At 63.4% G+C, this 20,152-nt stretch carries 19 protein-coding genes; 1 reads left to right on the forward strand and 18 read right to left on the reverse strand.

Annotated features, from left to right (window positions below; translation table 11 throughout):
* Positions 1–48 precede the first annotated feature (48 nt).
* The 16 genes from M5C96_RS21460 to M5C96_RS21535 all read right to left on the reverse strand — a co-directional run bounded on the left by M5C96_RS21460 (position 49) and on the right by M5C96_RS21535 (position 16,466).
* Positions 49–1,383: an ABC transporter ATP-binding protein gene (locus M5C96_RS21460; protein ID WP_272565162.1), complete on the reverse strand. Its 1,335-nt coding sequence runs from the start codon at positions 1,381–1,383 to the stop codon at positions 49–51.
* Positions 1,380–2,180 (reverse strand): ABC transporter permease, encoded by an 801-nt coding sequence (locus tag M5C96_RS21465; protein WP_272565163.1) that lies wholly within the window; start codon positions 2,178–2,180, stop codon positions 1,380–1,382. The genes M5C96_RS21460 and M5C96_RS21465 overlap by 4 nt, the downstream gene beginning before the upstream one ends.
* Positions 2,181–2,273: 93 nt before the next feature.
* Positions 2,274–3,179 carry a peptidylprolyl isomerase gene (locus M5C96_RS21470; protein ID WP_272565164.1) on the reverse strand — a complete coding sequence of 302 codons (906 nt, stop codon included), beginning with the start codon at positions 3,177–3,179 and terminating at the stop codon, positions 2,274–2,276.
* Positions 3,180–3,276: 97 nt separating this feature from the next.
* On the reverse strand, positions 3,277–4,899 hold the full coding sequence (locus M5C96_RS21475; protein WP_272565165.1) for a cell surface protein: 1,623 nt from the start codon (positions 4,897–4,899) through the stop codon (positions 3,277–3,279).
* Positions 4,900–5,096: 197 nt separating this feature from the next.
* Positions 5,097–5,519 carry a hypothetical protein gene (locus tag M5C96_RS21480; protein WP_272565166.1) on the reverse strand — a complete coding sequence of 141 codons (423 nt, stop codon included), beginning with the start codon at positions 5,517–5,519 and terminating at the stop codon, positions 5,097–5,099.
* A gap of 49 nt (positions 5,520–5,568) precedes the next feature.
* Positions 5,569–7,998 carry a type II secretion system secretin GspD gene (gene gspD, locus M5C96_RS21485; protein ID WP_272565167.1) on the reverse strand — a complete coding sequence of 810 codons (2,430 nt, stop codon included), beginning with the start codon at positions 7,996–7,998 and terminating at the stop codon, positions 5,569–5,571.
* Between the two features lie 50 nt (positions 7,999–8,048).
* Complete coding sequence (locus tag M5C96_RS21490) at positions 8,049–8,657, reverse strand: hypothetical protein (protein WP_272565169.1); 609 nt, start codon at positions 8,655–8,657, stop codon at positions 8,049–8,051.
* Positions 8,654–9,214: a type II secretion system protein GspM gene (gene gspM, locus M5C96_RS21495; RefSeq protein WP_272565170.1), complete on the reverse strand. Its 561-nt coding sequence runs from the start codon at positions 9,212–9,214 to the stop codon at positions 8,654–8,656. Before gspM ends, M5C96_RS21490 begins: the two co-directional genes overlap by 4 nt.
* Complete coding sequence (locus M5C96_RS21500; RefSeq protein ID WP_272565171.1) at positions 9,211–10,545, reverse strand: PilN domain-containing protein; 1,335 nt, start codon at positions 10,543–10,545, stop codon at positions 9,211–9,213. The genes gspM and M5C96_RS21500 overlap by 4 nt, the downstream gene beginning before the upstream one ends.
* Before the next feature lie 7 nt (positions 10,546–10,552).
* Entirely contained in the window at positions 10,553–11,419 is an 867-nt protein-coding gene (locus M5C96_RS21505; protein ID WP_272565172.1) for a general secretion pathway protein GspK, read from the reverse strand.
* On the reverse strand, positions 11,416–12,096 hold the full coding sequence (locus M5C96_RS21510; RefSeq protein ID WP_272565173.1) for a prepilin-type N-terminal cleavage/methylation domain-containing protein: 681 nt from the start codon (positions 12,094–12,096) through the stop codon (positions 11,416–11,418). Before M5C96_RS21510 ends, M5C96_RS21505 begins: the two co-directional genes overlap by 4 nt.
* Complete coding sequence (locus M5C96_RS21515; protein WP_272565174.1) at positions 12,096–12,464, reverse strand: type IV pilus modification PilV family protein; 369 nt, start codon at positions 12,462–12,464, stop codon at positions 12,096–12,098. Before M5C96_RS21515 ends, M5C96_RS21510 begins: the two co-directional genes overlap by 1 nt.
* A 35-nt stretch (positions 12,465–12,499) precedes the next feature.
* A complete protein-coding gene (locus M5C96_RS21520) occupies positions 12,500–12,946 on the reverse strand; it encodes a GspH/FimT family pseudopilin (protein WP_272565175.1) in 447 nt (148 codons plus the stop codon).
* A gap of 26 nt (positions 12,947–12,972) precedes the next feature.
* Positions 12,973–13,428 (reverse strand): type II secretion system major pseudopilin GspG, encoded by a 456-nt coding sequence (gene gspG, locus M5C96_RS21525; protein WP_272565176.1) that lies wholly within the window; start codon positions 13,426–13,428, stop codon positions 12,973–12,975.
* A gap of 28 nt (positions 13,429–13,456) precedes the next feature.
* On the reverse strand, positions 13,457–14,731 hold the full coding sequence (locus M5C96_RS21530; protein ID WP_272565178.1) for a type II secretion system F family protein: 1,275 nt from the start codon (positions 14,729–14,731) through the stop codon (positions 13,457–13,459).
* Entirely contained in the window at positions 14,724–16,466 is a 1,743-nt protein-coding gene (locus M5C96_RS21535; protein ID WP_272565179.1) for a GspE/PulE family protein, read from the reverse strand. Before M5C96_RS21535 ends, M5C96_RS21530 begins: the two co-directional genes overlap by 8 nt.
* A gap of 246 nt (positions 16,467–16,712) precedes the next feature.
* Here M5C96_RS21535 and M5C96_RS21540 point away from each other — a divergent pair, with 246 nt between their 5' ends.
* Positions 16,713–18,557 carry a hypothetical protein gene (locus tag M5C96_RS21540; protein WP_272565180.1) on the forward strand — a complete coding sequence of 615 codons (1,845 nt, stop codon included), beginning with the start codon at positions 16,713–16,715 and terminating at the stop codon, positions 18,555–18,557.
* A gap of 48 nt (positions 18,558–18,605) precedes the next feature.
* Here M5C96_RS21540 and rfbC read toward each other — a convergent pair whose 3' ends face one another.
* The gene (rfbC, locus tag M5C96_RS21545) at positions 18,606–19,151 is read right to left on the reverse strand and encodes a dTDP-4-dehydrorhamnose 3,5-epimerase (RefSeq protein ID WP_272565181.1); all 546 of its coding nucleotides are present in this window, start codon (positions 19,149–19,151) and stop codon (positions 18,606–18,608) included.
* Between the two features lie 110 nt (positions 19,152–19,261).
* The gene (gene rfbA / locus M5C96_RS21550; protein ID WP_272565182.1) at positions 19,262–20,146 is read right to left on the reverse strand and encodes a glucose-1-phosphate thymidylyltransferase RfbA; all 885 of its coding nucleotides are present in this window, start codon (positions 20,144–20,146) and stop codon (positions 19,262–19,264) included.
* Between the last annotated feature and the right edge of the window lie 6 nt (positions 20,147–20,152).

Consider the following 20,152-nt stretch of genomic DNA (forward strand, 5'->3'; position numbering starts at 1 on the left):
TCCACGGCGGCAGAACGCAAGCGCCCTGCAGTGGGCCGGCCGGCATGCTCACCCCCAGTGGTGCGGCAATTTCACCAGCCCCGGCATGAGGGTCGGTGCGGCCCAGTTGAAGTTCAGGAACTGGAACCACTCGTCGTACACCACCAGGCCGCTCTCGTCGAAGAGGAAGGCACTGATCACGTAGTCCCCGCTGTGCAGCGGCAGGCCGGGAAACGTCAGCACCGAGCGCCACAGGCCATCGCCCAGCGACACGGGCGCCGCGCCCTCTTCGTGGGTGGCCAGCGACGTGATGCCGACCCCTTTGGACTGCTCGATCATGAAGCCGACATTGGGCCGCTCACTCCCCCGGCCGCGCACGGTGATGTGGGCGATCAGGTCTTTGCCGGACAGCCGGCCGTAGCCGCCGTCCTGCGGCTCACTCAGGTTCTGGATCTCCACCGAGAGAATGCGGGCGGAGCCATCGTCGCGGGCCGGGGCATTGCCATTGCGCTGCCGGCGGCCGGCGGCGGAAGCCGCCTCGGCGCCCGCAGCCTCGGAGGCGGCTTCGCCGTCGTCCAGCGGAGCGCCGTTGTCGGGCGCGGGTGCATCGCTGGCGCCCTCCTGCCCCGCTGCCGCGTGGTGCTGGCTCTCTGCATTGCGCAGGCGGGAGTGCACGTCATAGGCGCCCAGCACGGGCTCCGTCAGGCCGAACTGCTTGACGCGCCCCCCGTCCAGCCAAAGCGCCAGATCGCACAGATGGCGGATGTGGTACGGGCTGTGCGAGCAGAACAGGATCGTGCAGCCGGCATTGCGGAACGCCATGATGCGGTCCACGCATTTCTTCTGGAAATGCTGATCGCCCACCGCCAGGGCTTCGTCGATGATCAGCACGTCGGGCTGCACCGCGGTCACGAGTGCGAAGGCCAGCCGGACCGACATGCCCGAAGAGTAGGTCTTGACCGGCCGATCCAGCGCCTCGCCCAGCTCGCAGAATTCGACGATCTCCGGCTCCAGTCGCTCCATCTCTTCGCGGTCGATACCGATCAGGCTGCCGCCGAAGTACAGGTTGTCGCGACCGCTGAAGTCGGGGTGGAAACCCGCGCCCAACTCCAGAATGGCAGTGACCCGGCCCACCCGCTCGATCGAGCCCGTGGAGGGCTGCAGCGTGCCGGCCAGCAGCTTGAGCAGCGAGCTCTTGCCTGCGCCGTTGTCGCCGATGACGCCGATGCACTGGCCACGCTGCAGCTCGAAGGACACGCCTTTCAAGGCCCAATGGCTGCGGTGCGCCGATCGCCCGGTGATCAAGGACTTGAGCCGCTGGCGGGGAGAGGCGTAGAGCTTGTACTCCTTGCCCACGTCCTGCACTTTCAGAACGGTCTCAGAGGTGCGTTCGATCATCGTCATAGCCAGTCCACCAACTGATCACGGCTGCGTTTGACCAACGTGTTCAAAGCCAGCGCCAGGACGACGAGCCAGACCACGCCCGCCACCCAGACACCCATCGGCGGCCAATTGCCTTGCAGCAGCACTTGCTGGTAGCCGATCACCAGGGCCGTCATGGGATTGAGCCAAAGGACCCAGCGCCAGTTGGCCGGGAACATCGTCAGGGGGAAAAGAATGGGCGTGAGGTAGATCCCCACGGACAGCAGGAAGCCGACGATCTGAACGGTGTCTCTCAGCGCCGCCGCCAGGATGGCCAGCAGGTGACCCAGCAGCACGCAAAGGACCAGTTGCAGGGCCATGAGAGGCACCATGGCCAGCATGGCAGGGCGGAACCCGTGCAGCGGCGTGTACACCAGCGCCACGAGACACAGAAGCGGCCCGAAAATCACCGCGCTCGCCAGCACCGAACGGGTGGTGAAGAGCACCGGGGGCAGCGGGTTTTTCTGCAGCATGCTGCCCGCCTCGATGAGGCTGTTCATGCCACGCGACACAGCATCGCAGAAAGCCATCCAGGGCAGCGCACCCACGACCAGGAACGTGCCCACGGCATGTGTCGGCGCGCCTTCTCCCAAACGCATGGAAAAGACCACGTCGAAGACAAGATAGTAGGCAGCCACCGTCAGCAGGGGCTGAAGATAGGGCCACAACACGCCGACAGCGGTGCCTGCGTGGCGCGCGGCCACCTCGCGTTGCACCAGAACCCACACCAGAGAGCGCGCACTCCAGATCGCGCGCCATTCATTCCACAAAGTTTGCATGCAGCTTGTTCAGAGGATGGCAGTCGGCCCACCAGAAATAAAAGAAGCAAGTACCCGAAAGGGCACTTGCTTCACCTCCACCAACGTGAAGCTTCAGGGAGCGATCTTAGCGGGCGGAATTTTCGCCGCGTAAGACTGGGAGTAAGAAGCGATGGCGGAGGCATCGATCTTTGCTTCTTTCTGCATCTTCTGCGCTTCGGCAACACGTGCTTCTTGGCGAATGTTGTTGCGCACTTCGTTCATCAACTCTTCGCGAACTTCGCTGAATGCCCGGGTGCGCGCAGGAATGCGTTCTTCGAGCTTGAGGATGTGAAACCCGAACTGGGTCTCGACGACATCGCTGAGCTGACCAGGCTTGGTCAACGCAAAAGCGGCTTCATCGAATTGTGGTGCCATGCGGCCACGTTCGAAGGCGCCCAAGTCTCCGCCCTTTTCGGCAGAGCCCTTGTCTGCGGAACGCTCTTGGGCCAGCTTGGCGAAGTCTGTACCGGCTTTGAGTTCCTGCATGATCTTTTCGATCTGTGCGCGAGAATTCGCGTCGGAACCCTCGACAAGAATGTGCCTCACACGAACTTGTTCCGGCACCTTGAAACGCTCAGGCTTGGCCTTGTAGATGTCTCGCGCCATGCCTTCAGCGGCGACATCGTTCGGCGTGCTTTGCTTGTCGATTTTTGCGATGTAAGCATCTGACAGCACTTTGTCCCGTGCAATCTTCAGGGCTGCTGCAACCTCTGGGTCCTTCTCCACCCCTTCCGTTTCGGCCCGTGCGGCCATCACCCGGCGTGCGTAAAGATTAGAGGCAATCTGCGTGACGGTCTGCGGACGTGCCAGAACGGTGTCGCGCATCTCGGGAGGCATGCGAAGAGAGTCCGCTTGAATGTCCAGCGTATCGATCGCGACTTTCGGCCCCTGAATCAACACCGGAGCTTGGGCGTGGACCGAAAGAGCGGTTGCGGAAAGTGCTGCCAAAGCAAGCAGGCGATAGGTTGAGCGAATCATGTGCAAATCCAACACTCCATCAAAAAAGCATTAAAAAAAAAGGCGGGGTTACCCCCGCCTTTTTTGGTTCACATTACTGTGAAAAGTGCCGCACGAATTACGGAGTAACCGTAGGGAACGTGAAGCGGTGGGGCCACGTGATACCGTAGGTACCGGACGTGCCAGCCGCAGCGCTGGGGTTCGACAGCTTGATGAACGAAGCGCCCAGGATTGGCAGACCCAGGGATTGGCCAGCCACCACGTTAGGCACATCCACGCGGCTCCAGCCGTTGGTGAACGAACCGCTCGACAGATCTTGACGGGCCACCGAAGCGCCCAGCACAGAGGTGCCGCCATCGCGGAAGCTCAGCACGCTGGTTTCGCCGCAGAAACGGGTCTGCGTGATGGAACCAGGCGAGAACACAGCGCCGGTCGTGGTCGTGGTTTCTTCGCGGTCGAAGAACGCTTGGCCCGTCGAGCTCACGCAGATGGCACCACCGGTGGTAGCCAGCGACGTGTTGCCTGGGTTGAAACGCTCGTCAGCAACACCGTTGCCGGTGGCGATCAGGTCGGAGAAGTAGCGAACTTGAGCAGCGTTGCCACCGGTTTGCGCAGCAGCGTAGTTAGACGCCACGTTGTAACGACGGGTAGGCATAGAGAACACCCAGTCCGTCTTGGCGGAGATGCTCGTGTCGTTAGCGTACTGGTTAGCGATCGACGTCACAGCCAGGGCGTTCGTCAGCAAGCGAGCTTGCGTCAGAGGAGCCGTAGGGTTAGGAGCCGTCACGTAAGGCGTCGACATGTCGGGCAGGTCATAGTTCGCGGCAGCGATTGCTGGCACGGTCGTAGGAGCCGTCGTACCCGTGGTGAACACGTTCACCGTACGGAACAGCGGGTCAGCCGTGTACGTGTCAGGCGTAGGTGCTGCGCTGGCCGATTGCGGGAAGTGCACGAAGTTAGCAATGGCTTGAGCGCCGTTGTTTTCAGCACGGATTGCGGTAGCGCCACCCGAGAACGTCGTCGTTTGAGCGACGTTGATGATGTACCAGTCGCCCAGCAGGCCGGTCGAAGGCGTGTCGAAACCAGCTGCAGCCACGGCGGCAGGCGTCGTGAAGTTTTGCAGCGTAGCGTTCAGGGTGGAGGACGTGCAAGGTGCAACGCCGTTCACGTGCTTGATAGCCGTGTACAGGGGATTGACCGTGGTCGTGCCAGCCAGCAGCTGAGGAATGTCAGCCATGTTGAAGATTTCAACGTAGCCTTCACGCGTGTTGTTGGCCTTGTCAGCTTCCGAGATGCCAGGATTCAGACGGTCGGTCACGAAACGTTGGTTCACACCCTTGGCCAGCGTAGGCAGCGTGCAGGTACCGTCAGCGGTCACAATTTGTGCCACGCCATCGGAACCAGCCGTCACGGCAGCAGTCCACACGTCACCAGGCGACATGAAGACTTGGAAGTCAAGAATGTCGTCGGAGTTCAGGGCGCCGCGGAAACGAACCTTCACGGCCTTGCCGTTGGAGGTGTCGGTGTTCACAACGTGCATCACGGTCATGTTGCCGTTTTGTGCGTTGAAGTAAGGAACCAGCAGTGCATGACCCACGCCGCCTTCCGCGAACGACATCGTCGTAGCGGTCGTCGTCTTCAGCGGAGCCGTACCAACGACCACATCAGCAGATGCGGCGCCAGCAAAGCCCAGGCCACCAATCATGGCAGCAATGCTCAGGGCCAGAACATTTTTTCTCATATCAAGAACTCCAGTTAAAAAGTTGGTAAGCGCAACTACCACGATTGATTACGCTAAGGGATGGTAGCACAGCGCTCTGACGTGTTGTACAACGGAACCGCTGTAACAAAACCTGTTGTTGAGGAAATGCAACACCGTATATGGTGAGGTGAATCTTGCTTCGCAAGACTGCTTGCCAACGCCCTCGAAGACCCGTATCAAAGATCTTGATAGTGCCACCACTGGCCATCTTCAAGCAGCCATGTCTCGTTCAGGTAGCTGTCGATCGTACCAAGCTTTGACCCGATCACGGCAGGCTGAACTCCCAATTTCACCTGGGTGGTGCACTTCTCACTCTCACAAGTGACTTTCGTGACCTCCACGCTCTTGACGGCAACACCAGCACCAAATTGCATCTTGAATTGGTCGGCTGTCTTGGTTTTGCGATAAGAAGGCGTAGACAAGGCATAGGCCTTGTCATACTGCCCCGCCACTCTCGCTTTCCAATACTCTGTCGCCCGCTGCTCGACGATCTGCTCTGGGGTGGCAGGCTTGAAAGCGGCGCATCCCGAGAGTGCCATGACGCCTGCGGCCAAGAAAATGGTGCCCATCCGGCGGCGGAAAGTGGTGTTTTGAACCATGGTTGAGTTGATCTCCTGTTAACGATCTGGTTGAACGACGCTGTTCGACTCAGTTTGGCTGGACTGGTTGCACTGGGGCCTGAGGCGCCTTGAGGGGGTTACGGCTGCCCTGCTCCTTGAGTTCGATGACTCTCAAGCCCTTCATCCGGTCACGCAAGTCTTCACTCACTTCACGGATGTCGATGTCTGTGCGAACGACGCGAGGCGTGAGAACAACCAGCAGTTCCGTCCGATTGCTGGTATTGCTATTGGTGCCGAACAAGTTCCCAAGGACCGGAATGTCTTGCAACAGAGGTACGCCTGCCTTGCCGACTGTACTGTTGTCCTTGATCAAACCACCCAGCACGATGGTCTCGCCCGACCGGACGGCCACCTTGCTGCTAATCTGACGCTGCAAAAACGCAGGCTGATTGTTGGCATTGCTTCTGACGGCCCCCAAATCGGTCACCGTCTGGTCCACCTGCATGTTCACGATGTTGCCAGCGTTGACGGAGGGCGTGACGACAAGGTTTACGCCCGTATCCTTATATTGAACAGAGCTGGTGGACGCGTTGGCATTGTCCACAAAACTAACCGTCGTCGTGCTGACCGGCTCCTGGTTGCCAACATTGATGGACGCGGTGTGATTGTCAAGCACCATGAGCGAAGGGCTGGAGATGACCTTCAAGAGCGACTTGTCAGCCAGGGCATTGAGCACCGCTTGCACGCCCGTTGAACTTCTGAGCACATAGGAGAAGCCTTGAGCTGCGCCTCCCAGCAAGGTGTCTCTGTTAACAGTGGTCGGATTGCGCCCGCTGATCAGTCCCTCGCCGGTGTATCCATTCCGACTGTTGTTGAACGACCATTGCAAGCCGTACTGGAGATCATCGTTCAAGGTCACTTCAATGATGCTGGCCTCGATCAGAACCTGAGTGGGGGGAAGATCCAGTCTCTTCAGCGCGGCTTCAATCTTTGAATACTCAGCACGCGTACCCCAGATGAGCACTGAATTGTTCAGTTCATCAGCCATCACCCGGACACTGCCCAGATTGGCACTCAGGGTACCCTGCTGCTGCGTACCCTGTGAGTTGGTATTGCGGTTGCCGAAGGCCCCGGTTCCGGAACCACTGGAGAAAGCACTGCCCGTCAGACCCGAAGAGCGGACACTGCTGCCGCCCATGTAATTGGACCCGCTGCCGCTGAACGTGCTGCCCACGCCGCCGAATCCGCTTTGCGTCTGGCCGAAAGAGTTCCCCGTCGCGCTTCCAAACCCGGGTGCCACACCGCTGTTGGCCACGTTCGATCCACCGGTCTGCCCCCCGAAAATCCCGCTCAGCACGCTCGCAAGGTGCTTGGCATTGACGTTCTGCACCTGATAAATGAAGAGCTGTGGCTCAGACCCGTTGTCGCTGGGCTGGTCCAACTTTTCGATCCAGCGGCGCGCTTCCTCCAAATAGGAAGCGCGTGGTGTTACCACCAAAATGCTGTTGAGCCGCTCGATGGGCATGATGCGCAGAGCGCCGAAGAGGGGATTGCCTTCACCCAACATGGCTTGCGCCGCGCTGGCCGCATTCGCCTGCGCCGCGCCCGGTGTGCCTGCAGCAACGGCTCCTCCGGCATTCGGGGAAGCCGCTGCGGCACCACCTCCACTGACCAGACGCAGCGCAGTTTCCACTTCCTTGATCGACGCATGCTTCAAGGGGAACACCCCAACCGACATGCCTTTGAGCAGGTCAATGTCAAAGGTGTTCACCAGATCGAGCCACCCCTCGGCCTGGGTGCGTGTGCCACTCAGAATCAGCAGATTGCGCACGTTGTCTACCCGCACGACGGCATCGGGAGGCATCATCGGCCGAAGGATGGATGCCATTTCGCTCGCACCGATGTATTGCAGCGGCACGATGATGGCGCCCGAGCCCGGAGGCAGTGGACCGTTGCCTACCTGGCGAACGGATCCACCGATGCTCCGCAATGCATCAGGCCGCCCGACGTGATAAGTGCCGCGGGCATCGCGCAACATGGCGAGTCCGTTGGCCTGCAAGGAACTCTCCAGCAGGAAAACCGCTTGATCTGGCGCAATGGGCGTGCGTGTCGCCAACGTCACCGTTCCGCTCAACGGCGGGTGAAGTACGTAGTCCGTCTTGAGGATATCTCCCAAAATGGTGCGCACCACCTCTGCCACCGGCGCCTCTTCGAAATTGAAGGACAACGGAGCGCCTTGTACGGCAGCCACCGGTTTGGCCGGGGCGATCACACGATCGTTTCCGATGATGAAGCGCGGCTCCGCTGCAGGAAGCTCGCCCTCTGCGGAAGGCTTGTCCGCCTTCTTCGACGCCGCATTGGCGGACGAATCAGACGCAGAGCTCGGCATTACTGCACCGCTCGACTCCGTGACGAGGTTGCTGCTACCGGTTGCGGGTGCGGACTGCTGCGACTGGGCTATGGCCAATTGACTAGTGGCCAGCGCAATAGCGGTGAGTGCGTGTCGGTAAGGGGTCATGACTGCTTGCCTGGAAACGGGGAGAAACGAACAGATAGGAGGCACGTTCATTAAGAACGACCGCCAAATGTTGCGCGAGGGGGCGCGGACCGGGCTGGAGGTTGAACCGCCCCTCGTCCGATCGATGTGGGAGCGCTGACCGGTGCTGCTGGAGCCATGCCGGTATACGAAGTAACGGCCGCACGAGGCAGCTGTAGGACACGGCTTTGGTCACCCTTGATGAAGGTGACATTGCGACCGTTGATGGACTGGAGCGTCCACCCTTCGATGTTGTCATTCAAGCGTGCACGGCGGTGCTTGCCTGCCACTTCGATGATGATGCCTCCTGCGCCATCGCCGACAAAGACGCCTGACAGGCGAGCGGTGCTGAGGTTGTCGACTTGCACCTCCTCGGCAGCCTTGGGCGGCGGAGGCGGTGGAGGGGGCCTGCGTGTGAAAGCAAACAATGGACGATCCAGCATCGCAATGAATTGCCCGGTGTCTGCATTGGTCACCCCTGGCAACGCAGGAAGCATGGCAGCAAAATCCGTGCGGTGTGGCGTTGGTTCTTGCCAATGCACATTGCGAACGCTTCCATCCGGTGCAACCCACATCCATGCCAGAAGAATCAGCAACGCTGCATTGGCCAGCAGCAGCAGATGCAAGGCATACCGCTTCATGTGCGCTCCCGCAATACGCTGAGGCCGAACTGCGCCGACAGCCGGGGGGCGACCTTGGGATCTGAGTTGGCATAGCCACCCTGAAGCTGAATGTCCAGATCATTGATGACGATGATGGGCATTTGACTGGTCAGAACGGCCAGTGCACTTTGCAGGGCCAGCATTTCGCCCTCGGTCCGCACCGTCAGTGGAATGCGATCAAAGCCCTTCTCGTCCTTGGCAGGCAGCACCTGACTGCTGATCACCTGCAAGCCCGCCGCGCTGAAGATATCCCGGATCCGCTGCTGGGCCGCGTTGCCAGTCTGGTTGGCATCCTGGGATGCCGGATAGATGTACTGCGTTCTTGCTGCATTGGCCTGCGCAAGCACGGCTTCAATATCCGTCCGCTGCGACTCCAACCCCAGAAGCCGCGCATAGCGCGGCTCCATTTGCGCCAGTTGAGATTCGGCACCTTGGTGCTTTTCAGCGATGCACCAGCCCAACATGACCAGGGGAAGGATCACCAGAGCCAGGGTACAGGCGAGGATCAGCCCCTCACGGGATGAAATGCGTTTCATGGCTTGGTACGGTTCGCAGGCGAAGAAGCGGGCAATGCAGGCGCAGTGGTGGTACGGCCACCGAATGTGGCGACCGATCCACCAAAGGCAGCTCCACCGGCCGATGGAGGGGCACTGGCCGGCGGCGGTGCGACTGCGCTGGAGGATGAATTGGCGGGCAACGAAGCGGGGGCGACAGGCACTCCGGCCACGCTGGCGCCCGAGGCAGCAGCGCTGGCCACACCCCCCGAGGCAAGGGCCGGCGTCACGGCCCCAGCGGAGGGTACCGCGGCCTTGCCTGCGGCCGCACTTCCTACCACCCCGAAAAACTGAGGATCCAGCGTGAATTCAATGGCAAACGTTTCCTTGGGGGAATTCCCCATCCGGGTGGCAGCGGATGGGGCACGGACCTCTCGCAACCCCGGCTCATTGCCCAGCACCTGCATCAGGGCGGCCGCATTTCCGGTCATTCCCACGATGGTCACTTTGGCACCTTGCATGCGAAAACTCTGCAGGTAGGTATCGTCCGGCAGCAGTTGGGTCAGCTTGTCCAGCACACGCAAAGGCTCAATGCGCGTGGCAAGCACTTCCGACAGCATTCCGAGCTTTTCTGCCGATTGCATGAGCGCATCCCGCTTGGCGACGACCGGGGCCGTGCGCTTGGCCGCATCCTGGTAGCTTTGCGCCGCCTCGATCGCGCGCTCACGCAATTGGAGCGTAGGGGTCACCGCAATGACCATGGTCAGTACGGCCATTGAGAGCAAAAGCCCATAGCCCGCGCGTCTCCATCTCAGTGCATGCGCATGGCGCAAGCCTTCACCATAGCCACCAAGCACGATGGGGCGCTGTTGATTGCTACGCACCCAGACTTCCGGGTTTGACACGCCGCCAAGGCGAGCGGCCTGGGAGGCGAGGTATTGGGCGACCTGCTTGCGAGATGCCAAAGCCAGCTCGATTCGGGAACTGCCCGTGGAGCCTTCGATCAAGCGATAGCCCCACACCAGATCCGCCTCAGGAAAGGGACTGATGGCACGCACTTCCAAAGCACCGGCTTTGGCGATGTCCGATTCAGCCATGGGCGGCAAGGTCAGCGTCCTGCGAAGCACGAATTCTTCAGGCAGTTCAACGGCGGTGAAGCTGGCTTTGACCGGGCCCGCCACCTTGGACTGCTTTTCATCCCCCAGCCAGAAAGAGAGGCCGTCCTCGGGATGGAGCAGCACGACCGGCGCGGACGGCGTCAGCCAGGAAAACAGCGGCCACGCATGCATGCCCTGCCAGGGGCTGCGGACATCACGCCAGAGTGCGTGCAAGTCGATTCCCAGGAAACGGGCATCGGAGGAAATGGAAGGCATGGGTGGCTCAGGAGTTTTTACGTATCACGGGCTCAACGCCTGAACTGGCACGGAAGGTCTGCCACGGCAAACCGCCCTTCGCACGTACGTTGAAATCGATGCTGCGCGATACGCGCAACCAAACACCGTCCGGCATGGGAACCCTTGCCTGGATTCGCAGCCGCCGAACCGTCGAGTTATCTAAAAATGCGGCCTCCAGGGCCGTGGTGTCGATGCCTTCAGCCCCGGCATCCCGGTCCGCTACGATGCGCATGGCGACTGCAGCGTTTCCTCCGGCAAGGACCGTCAGCACTTCCATGGGCGCAGCCATCGGATTGACCAAGCCTCGCCCTCGAAGATCTGCAGTGATGAGCGGCGAAAGTCTAGCATAGAGGGTGTAGTCCACCCCGGGCACCTTGAGCAGGTCTTCTTCCGATTCGAAACGCTGCGGCGCACCACGTGGATCACGCCGCTCACGCATTTCCACCGTGGCTTGCGCGAGCCCCTGGGCCGCCTCTGCCGGCATTTCGCCCGCAACGGAAAAGAGCTTCGCCAGCAAGGCAACAGGCGCACCATTGATGTCGATCAAGCCGTTCAAAGGCATGGCCTGGACCTGCATCGTGACCCCGCGATAGTCGATCTGTGCCTGCCGGGTGCGGGCCAGGGGGGTGTTGCTGGCCACCAGCGCCTGCAATGCCAGTTGAATCGCCGCATCGCCCAGCGCTTGGGCCTGGACGTTCTGGCGCGACAAGGACATGACGCGCGCCTCTTCCCGGATGGACCGTGTCAGGCCAGACACGATGATGGTGAGGGCAGCGACCATCCAGAGCACGGCCAACAGCGCCATGCCGCGCTGTTTCTTGTTACGGTGCTTACCTGGCTTGCACTGATTCACGAGCGGCTCCCGCCAAAAGTGGCTCCGTCGCTGGCCGGATCGCTGGCTGGCAGAACGCGCATCGGAATGACGATGTCCGGCCAAACGCCTGTGGAGGTCCGGATCGCAATCGAAACCCGTTGAGGCAGCCGATCAACCGCCTTCCAGGGAGCGCCCCAAACAGGAGGCTCCTCGTTGGCGTCTTCGTACCGAAGTGAAAAGCCGGTCATCCCATCCACCAGCACGTAGCTGGCGGCCTGGCTCCAATCCGGCGCCAAGCCTCCATCGATCCAAGGCAAGTACCGCAATACCAAAGCAGGCCCCGATGCCTGGTCCAGCACGCCCAATCGAAAATGGTAGCGCCCACCCACACCGTAACGGGCTGGCATCACCCCCACCCAAGCCATCTCCTCGGGCAGCCCGATAAAAAAGTACGGGCTCTCGTCGATGGAGACGACCGCCGCCCGCTTTTGCAGAGACACCCGGCCCAGCACCGAGCGCAGAAACCCGTTGGCCACCCGCAGTTCATCGGTCCGCAGCATCCGGCGATCCACCCTCTCTTCCGTTTGTGCCGTGGTACGCAATGCGGACCCCAGGGCCAGCATCACGAGCGACAGCAAGGTGATGACCACCAGCAGCTCCACCAAGGTGAAGCCGTGCTGGCACGGCGCCTTCGAGCCTTCGGGCAACCGCTTCATCATCCACGCCCCGGCTCGGGCGGCTTGCGCTGTGGCCGCAAGGTACTCAATTCGAAGTTGCGCAGGCGCACACCGTCCGACCAGGAGATGACGATGTTCAACTCGTGCAAAGGCGGAATGGCCGGTCCTTTGAACTCCGTCGCATAGGGCGCCGTGGTGATGCGCCACTGGTAGCCGGCGGACTCACCCGACTGGTTCAAGCCCTGTTCGGGTATGGCATCGCGCAGAGCAAGCAGCGACTCGGCCAGCACCACTGCGCGTTGATACCGATCCACGTCCGCAACGCTGCGCGCGCTGCTGCCCATGGCGCGGTAAAGCATGCCGAGCGACAACGCCATGATGGCGAAGGCCACCAGCAACTCCAGCAAGGTCAAGCCCCGCTGTCGGCGATGCAGGCCCCGCATCATCGGGTGAGGGCCTCTTGCGTCACGCGCCCCGACAGCCAGTCCACCCGCAGCCGAGTGCCGACGCCGGGCGCCCTCAGGATTTCGATGCTGCCGCCCGTGGCGCCGCCACCCGGCAGGAAGCGGATGGCCGCCTGGCTCTGCGCATTCAATTCGGTGCCGGCCACGATGGCACGCAACTGCAACGGCTGCGGCAACGGCTTCAAGGCAGAGTCGTTGCCATACATGCGGTTTTTCAAGTCCACAGAGAAGAGGACCTCCCGCCCTTCCGCCATGGCGGTGACACGGGCGACACGCATCTGGCTGATCATCGTGCGGACCGTGTCACGGTACTGCGCCGAGTCTCGCAGCCGATCAAAGGCCAGCGGTGCGAGGCCGATCACGAGCGCCAGGATCGCGAACACGACCAGCAACTCGACCAGCGTAAAGCCGCGCTCGCGCCGCATGGCAGGACGCCTGGGGATGCAGGCGATCAGGGCGTGTTGCGGATGTCGGCCGCTTCGCCTTCACCGCCAGGGGCGCCATCGGAGCCGAGCGACAGGATCTCGATGCCACCATTCGGGCCCGGGTTGGCATAGCGGTAAGGATGGCCCCAAGGGTCCGAAGGCACGCCGCCCTTGAGGTAAGGGCCTGTCCAGCCGTTCACGGAGCCGGGGCGCTTCACCAGCGCCTCCAGACCTTCTTCGGTCGAAGGGTAGCGGCCCACATCGAGCTTGAACAACTCCAGCGATTTGTCCAGGTCGGCGATCTGCACACCGGCCGTCTTGGCCTTGGCGCCGCCCAGTTGGTTCAGCACACGAGGGCCGACGAGGCCTGCCAGCAGCGTCAGGATGGCCAGAACGACCAACAGTTCGATGAGGGTGAAGCCGCGGGCGGATTTGCGTTTCATAGGGGTGCCACAGGAGCGGCCAGCACGGGAATGCGCCATGGAAGAGGACTCCTTGGACAAACAAAAATTATACGGCGAGGTCATTGATGGACAGGATCCCGAGAAGGATGGAAACAATGATGGCGGCGATCAAAATACCCAGCACCAGAATGAGCACCGGCTCCACCAGCGTGAGAAGGCGTTTGATACCGGTTTCGACTTCCCGGTTCAATATATTGGACAGCTCGAGCATCATCTGACCGATGCGGCCGGTTTCCTCGCCCACCCGGATCAGGTTGATCGCCAACGGTTCGAAGATGCCCGTCGCGGAAACGGCCTGGACCACTTTGCCCCCTTCTTTCACGATGGGCGCGACACGGGACAGGGCCTGCTGCAAGACCGTGTTGCTGACGGTTTCGGTCGCGATGTGCAGGGCCGTCAGCATGGGCACGCCATTGCCGAGCAGGGTGCCCAGGGAGCGCGAGAACAGCGTGAGCTGGTACTTCAGCGCCAGGCGGCCCATGAGCGGCAGCTTCAGCAGCCGCGCCTGCCACCATTGGCGACCGGCGGGGGAGGCCGCCCAGCGGCGCACCATCAGGCCCAAGCCCAACGCCACGATGCCGATGAAAAGGCCATAGCGCGTGAAGGCGTGGCCCAGCGCCATGACGATCTGGGTCGGCATCGGGAGCGCATCGCCCATGTCGGTGAACAGTTTTTCGAACTGCGGCACCACGAAACCCAGCATGGCGATGAGCGACAGCACGGCCACGCCCAGCAGAATCGCCGGGTAGATCGTGGCGGAGATGACGCTGTCGCGCAGCGCGCGCTGCCGTTCCATGTGCTCCACGAGCCGCTCCAGCACCGACGACATCTGGCCGCTGGCCTCGCCCGAGCGGATCATGTTGATGTAGAAATCGCCGAACAGCTCGCGGTGCTGCGACAAGGCGCGGCTGAGCGGCGTGCCGCCCTTGACCGCGTCCAGAATGCCTTGCAGCAGCTCGGCCATGCTGGGCTTGTAGCTCATGTCGATGAGCACGCGCAACGCGTTGTCCAGGGCCAGCCCGGCCCGCAGCATGATGGACAGCTCGGAGGTGAGCGCAAGCACATCGGCCGCCTTGACCGGCCCCTTGCCGCTGCGCCCCTTGGGCACGGCGGCGGCCCCAATGGCCTCGTTGGCGGAGGCGGTGACCATGGCACTGCTGGCGCCCGCGCCGGCGGAAGCACCGATCAAGTCGCTGATGGTCAATGGCGTGAGGCCCTGCGCCCTCAGCTGCTTGAGCGCCTGGGCTTCGTTGATGGCCGTGAGCCGGCCCTCGGCCACCTTGCCCGAGGCGGCGGCGGCCCGCCAGACGTAATCAGGCATCGGCTTGGTCCTGCGTCACGCGGGCGAGCTCGTCGAGCGTGGTCATGCCGGCGGCCACCTTGCGCAGCCCGTCCTCGTACAGGTTGAGCATGCCGCCCTGCGCCGCCAGCGCATTGAGCGCGTTGGCATCGCGGCCTTCGATGATGGCGCGGCGCATGGGCTCGTCCAGCACGAACAGTTCATGGATGCCGGTCCGGCCCCGGTAGCCTGAGCCTCGGCAGTGCTCGCACCCCACGGCCCGGTAGATGGCCTGGCCGACGCCGCTGAAGCGCGCCAGCCCCGTGCTCTGGCGCACGTCCTCGCCCGGCTCGAAAGGCTCCTTGCACTGGCCGCACAGCGTGCGCACCAGGCGCTGGGCCAGCACGCCGTTGACGGCGGAGGTGATCAAATAGACCTCCACACCCATGTCCTTCATCCGGATCACGGCGCCGGCGGCCGTGTTCGTGTGCAGGGTGGACAGCACCAAGTGCCCCGTGAGCGCCGATTGCACGGCGATCTGGGCGGTCTCGCCGTCGCGCATTTCGCCGATCATGATGATGTCGGGGTCCTGGCGCAGGATGGAGCGCAGCGCGTTGGCGAAGGTCAGGTTGATCTGAGGATGCACCTGAATCTGGTTGATGCCTTCCAGCTGGTACTCGACTGGGTCTTCCACCGTGATGATCTTGTTGGCCCCCGCATCGATCTTCGACAAGGCCGCATACAGCGTGGTCGTCTTGCCCGAACCCGTCGGGCCGGTGACCAGCAAGATGCCGTGGGGCCGTGCGAGCAGGCTGTTAAACCGCTCCAGCGTGTCCTTTTCGAAACCCATGGTTTCCAACTGCAGGCGCACGCTCGCCCGGTCCAGCACCCGCATCACCACGCTTTCGCCGTGCACGGTGGGCACGGTGGACACCCGCAGATCGAGCTCGCGGCCCTTGACGCGCGTCTTGATGCGGCCGTCCTGCGGCAGGCGGCGCTCCGCAATGTCCAGGTGGGCCAGCAGCTTGACCCGCGAGTTCACGGCGGCGCTCAGGCGCGGCGGCACCAGTTCGCCCGCATGGATCACGCCGTCCACCCGGTAGCGCACGTGCAGGCCGTCGTCGAACGGCTCCAGGTGGATGTCCGAGGCGCGCAGATCGATCACGCGGCCGATGATGGCGTTCACCAGGCGGATGACCGGCGCTTCGCTGGCCAGGTCCTTCAGATGCTCGACGAAGTCGCCGCCATCGGAGCCATCGCCGAAACCGTCGTCGGCCTCGTCGTCTTCGGCCCCCTGCTCCACCACGGGCTCGGACAGGGCTTTCTCGATGTCGCTGTCCAGCGCAAGGTGCGGAACGATCACATGGCCCGTGGCCAGATGCAGCGCCTTGACGACGAACGCATCCTGCGGAACGGCCATTGCCACGTGCATGCGGCCTTCGCTGACCTGCAGCGGATACACGCTGTTGGCGTGCAGGAATTCCGGCAGCAGCCCTTCGACCTCGGGCATGAGTTCGGGAAACTCGCCGGCCGGCACGATGGATATCCCCAGCTGGCGCGACAGCGACTGGATCACGTCCAGCTCGGACACCAGTCCCAGCCGCACCAGCACGCGGCCCAGCAGTCCGCCCATTTCCTGCTGCGCGGAGAGGGCACGCTCCAGGTCGCGGGCGCTCAGCTTGCCCGACTGGACAAGCAGCTCTCCCAGCGGAGGACGCGGCGCGGGCGTCGCGTCTGCCAGCGGTTCGATGCGGTCGGGAAGGGTATTCGTCGTCATGGAGGTGTGGGATGGCTCGCCGCGAGTGGCGTTGCGCGCCCTCGGGCGCGCGCAATGGGGCCCAAGTGTAGCCGCGACGGCCCGGCGGCCCATTCCTGATGATGCCGCCAAAAAGCCATGGCCCTCCCACACCCCGCGGGCCAGACGGTCCTTCGCTTAAAGTCGCGGGCCTCCCCCGATCAATTGATGCGACTGCCAGCCCCGCCAATGCAAAACCCTCCCCGACGGACTGCCCTGCACGTTTCTATGGCCCTCGCGGCCCTGGGTGTTCTTCTGGCCGGCGCGGGCGGCCTGGCGCTGCTCCAGCAGCATGCGCCTGCGCACCTGCCCCGCGCGGATCGCCTGCTGCTGGCCCCGATGGTCAGTGTCATCGAGCCCTGCGTGCTCTCGCCCGAGACCCTGCCGGCCGCGATGCAGGACCTGGCCGAGCGCTGCCAGGGCCCGCAGGGCTCGGCCGCAGCGCTCATCGAATCCACGCTGAAAACGCTGCAGCCCACAGCGCCGCCATCGCCCCGCGAAGCCCTGGGCTACACCCTGCCCGTGCCGCTGCTGCGTCTTTTCCACCAGACGGCGGACGGGGACTGGCGCATCGACGACGAGAAAGTGGGGCGCCTGGTGCGCACGTTGCGCGACACGCCCCGGCCGGCGATCCTCTACCTGTTCTCCACGCATTTCTCGGCGGAGGCACCGATCGAGGCCGCGCTGGCCGCCGACCCGGCCAACATGGGCCACACCCGGGATGGCGCATTGGGCACCGACGACTATTACGACTCCAAAGTCTTCAACTGGACGTTCGCCACCACCCGCAACACCCTGACGCAGCGGCGCGCCCAGGCCATGCAGGCCGTGCTGGACGCGGCCTGCCAGCTGCCGGCGCAGGACCGCGCCAAGATCCGGGGCATCACGCTGCTGGGGGAACTGCACCACCTGTTTCCCAATTTCCAGGCGGGCATGGGCTTCGATGGCGCCTACCGGGTGACCGACTACAGCGCGGCCTCGATCGAAGGGTTTCGGCGCCACCTGCAGGCCGAATTCGGCCGCATCGAGGCGCTCAACCGTGCCGTGGGCGGCGACTACGCCGCGTTCTCCGAGGTGGAGCCCCCGTCCCGCGACATCCGCACCGAGCCGCTGCGCCGCTACACCGAGCACATCGATGCGTTCGCGCAGGGCAGCCTGCCCATTTCGGGCTGGGCGCATGTGCAAGGCGCCACCCCGGAACACCCCGCCTGGATCCACATCTACAGCAACGGCCGCCTGGTGGGCAAGACCGCCGTGCGGCTCGGGCGGCAGGACGTGCTGGCGGCCAAGCCGGAGTTCGGCGATGCCAACACCGGCTGGCGCATGGACCTGGATTTCCGGCACCTGCCGGCCGGGGTGCACCGGTTGGACATCTTCCTGGAAACGCGGCCGGGCGCCCTCACCCACCTGGGCCGCCGCGACGTGGCCATCATGGACCGGCAGCAGAGCACGCCGCAACCGCAGCCCCAGGCAGCGCTGCCGGCCAGCACGCCCGCCGGGCCCGGCGTGCAGGCGCACATCGACACGCCGCGGGACGCGTCCTCGTACTACTACAACCCGCTCGTGCCGCTGTGGCATGCCTTTCGCGCGAAGCAGGTGGTCGACTATCTGCGGTATTTCGATGGCGAGGTGGCACGCTCGTGCCTGGCGGACGTGCCCCGCTACACCCACCAGATCGTGCCGTTCACGAACCCGGGCTGGGACGAGAACAAGTTCGCGATCCAGGCATCGCTGCGGCCGCTGGGCTCCATCCGGCTGGGCGTGAGCCTGTACGGCGAGCCGACCTACGGGCATTCCTACTTCGACTGGCTGGGCCGCAGCGGCCACACCCGCTACGGCATCACCGAGTTCCATCCCTTGAAGGCGATGGACGCAGCCGCACTGCAGCGCGTGTTCGATGCCCATGCAGAGCGAGGGGCGGACTTTCTCTCGTTCTTCGCCGAGCCGCGCTGGCATGGCACGCTGGTGCCCCGGGGGCACAACATGTTCTCGTTCGATCCGGACAACCCGAAGTTCGGCTCCGACCACCTGTACCGGGCCACGCAGCAGACGCTGGCGCCCAAGGGCACGTGAGCCGCTGCGGACCGGGCCCTGCCCTGCACAGCCCGCCGCAGGCGTCAGTCAGTCAAACACCTCGGCCTGGTTGAGCGGCAGGCCCCTCATGTCCTTGGCGGACAGGCTGGGCTCGCCGTCGAAGCGCCAGTCGATCGCCAGGGCGGGATCGTTCCAGGCAATGCAGCGCTCATGCTCGGGGGCGTAGTAGTCGGTGGTCTTGTAGAGGAAATCCGCGCTCTCGCTGAGCACCACGAAGCCATGGCCGAAGCCGGGCGGCACCCACATCTGGCGCTGGTTTTCCTCGCTCAGTTCCTCGCCCGTCCATTGGCCGAACGTGGGCGAACTCTTGCGCAGGTCCACCGCCACATCGAACACCGTGCCGCGCACCACGCGCACGAGCTTGCCCTGGGGCTGGCGCAACTGGTAATGCAGGCCCCGCAGCACGCCGCGGGCGCTGCGGCTGTGGTTGTCCTGCACGAACGCATGGCGCGTGCCGGTGGCCTCGTCGAAGGCACGCTGGTTGAAGCTCTCGAAGAAGAAGCCGCGGGCATCGCCGAACACCTTGGGTTCAAGGACGACGACATCGGGCAGGCGGGTGGGAATGACGTTCATGGAGGAGTTGCCAACAACGAAGGGAAGAAGAAAACCGGCGGAAGAATGGGACACGCGCGACGGACGCCAGCCTGGCGCGGCGGCGCGCCAGTCCCGTTGCCGCCGTCGCGTTACTCGCGCGGCTCCCGCAGCAGCCGCTGCAGGTACTGGCCGTAGCCGTTCTTGGCCAGGGGCTGCGCCAGCCGAGCCAGCTGGGCATCGTCGATGAAGCCGTTGCGCCAGGCGATTTCCTCGGGGCAGGCGATCTTCAGGCCCTGCCGGTGCTCCAGTGTCGCGATGAACTGCCCGGCTTCCAGCAGGCTTTCATGCGTGCCGGTGTCGAGCCAGGCATAGCCCCGGCCCATGATCTCGACGTGCAGCGCGTCCTGCTCCAGGTAGAGCCGGTTCAGGTCGGTGATTTCGAGTTCGCCCCGGGCGGACGGCTTCAGGCGCTTGGCCAGTTCCACCACCTGCGCGTCGTAGAAGTACAGGCCCGTCACGGCATAGCTGGACTTCGGGGCCTTGGGCTTTTCCTCGATGGACAGCACCTTGCCGCGGGCATCGAACTCGGCCACGCCGTAGCGCTCGGGGTCCTGCACGTGGTAGGCGAAGACGCTGGCCCCCTCCTCGCGCTGCAGCGCGCTGCGCAGCAGGTCCTCGAAATCGTGCCCGTGGAAGATGTTGTCACCCAGCACCAAAGCGCTCGGGCTGCCCGCCAGGAATTCTTCGCCGATGAGAAACGCCTGGGCCAGCCCATCGGGGCTGGGCTGCACGGCGTAGCGCAATTGAATGCCCCACTGGCTGCCGTCGCCGAGCAACTGCTCGAAGCGCGGGGTGTCCTGCGGCGTGCTGATGACCAGGATCTCCCGGATGCCCGCCAGCATCAGCGTGCTGAGTGGGTAATAGATCATGGGTTTGTCGTACACCGGCAGCAATTGCTTGCTGATGGCGAGCGTGGCCGGGTGCAGGCGGGTGCCCGAACCTCCGGCGAGGATGATGCCCTTGCGTGCGGTCATGTGGTG

The sequence above is a fragment of the Acidovorax sp. GBBC 1281 genome (assembly GCF_028473645.1).
GTDB lineage: Bacteria > Pseudomonadota > Gammaproteobacteria > Burkholderiales > Burkholderiaceae_C > Paracidovorax.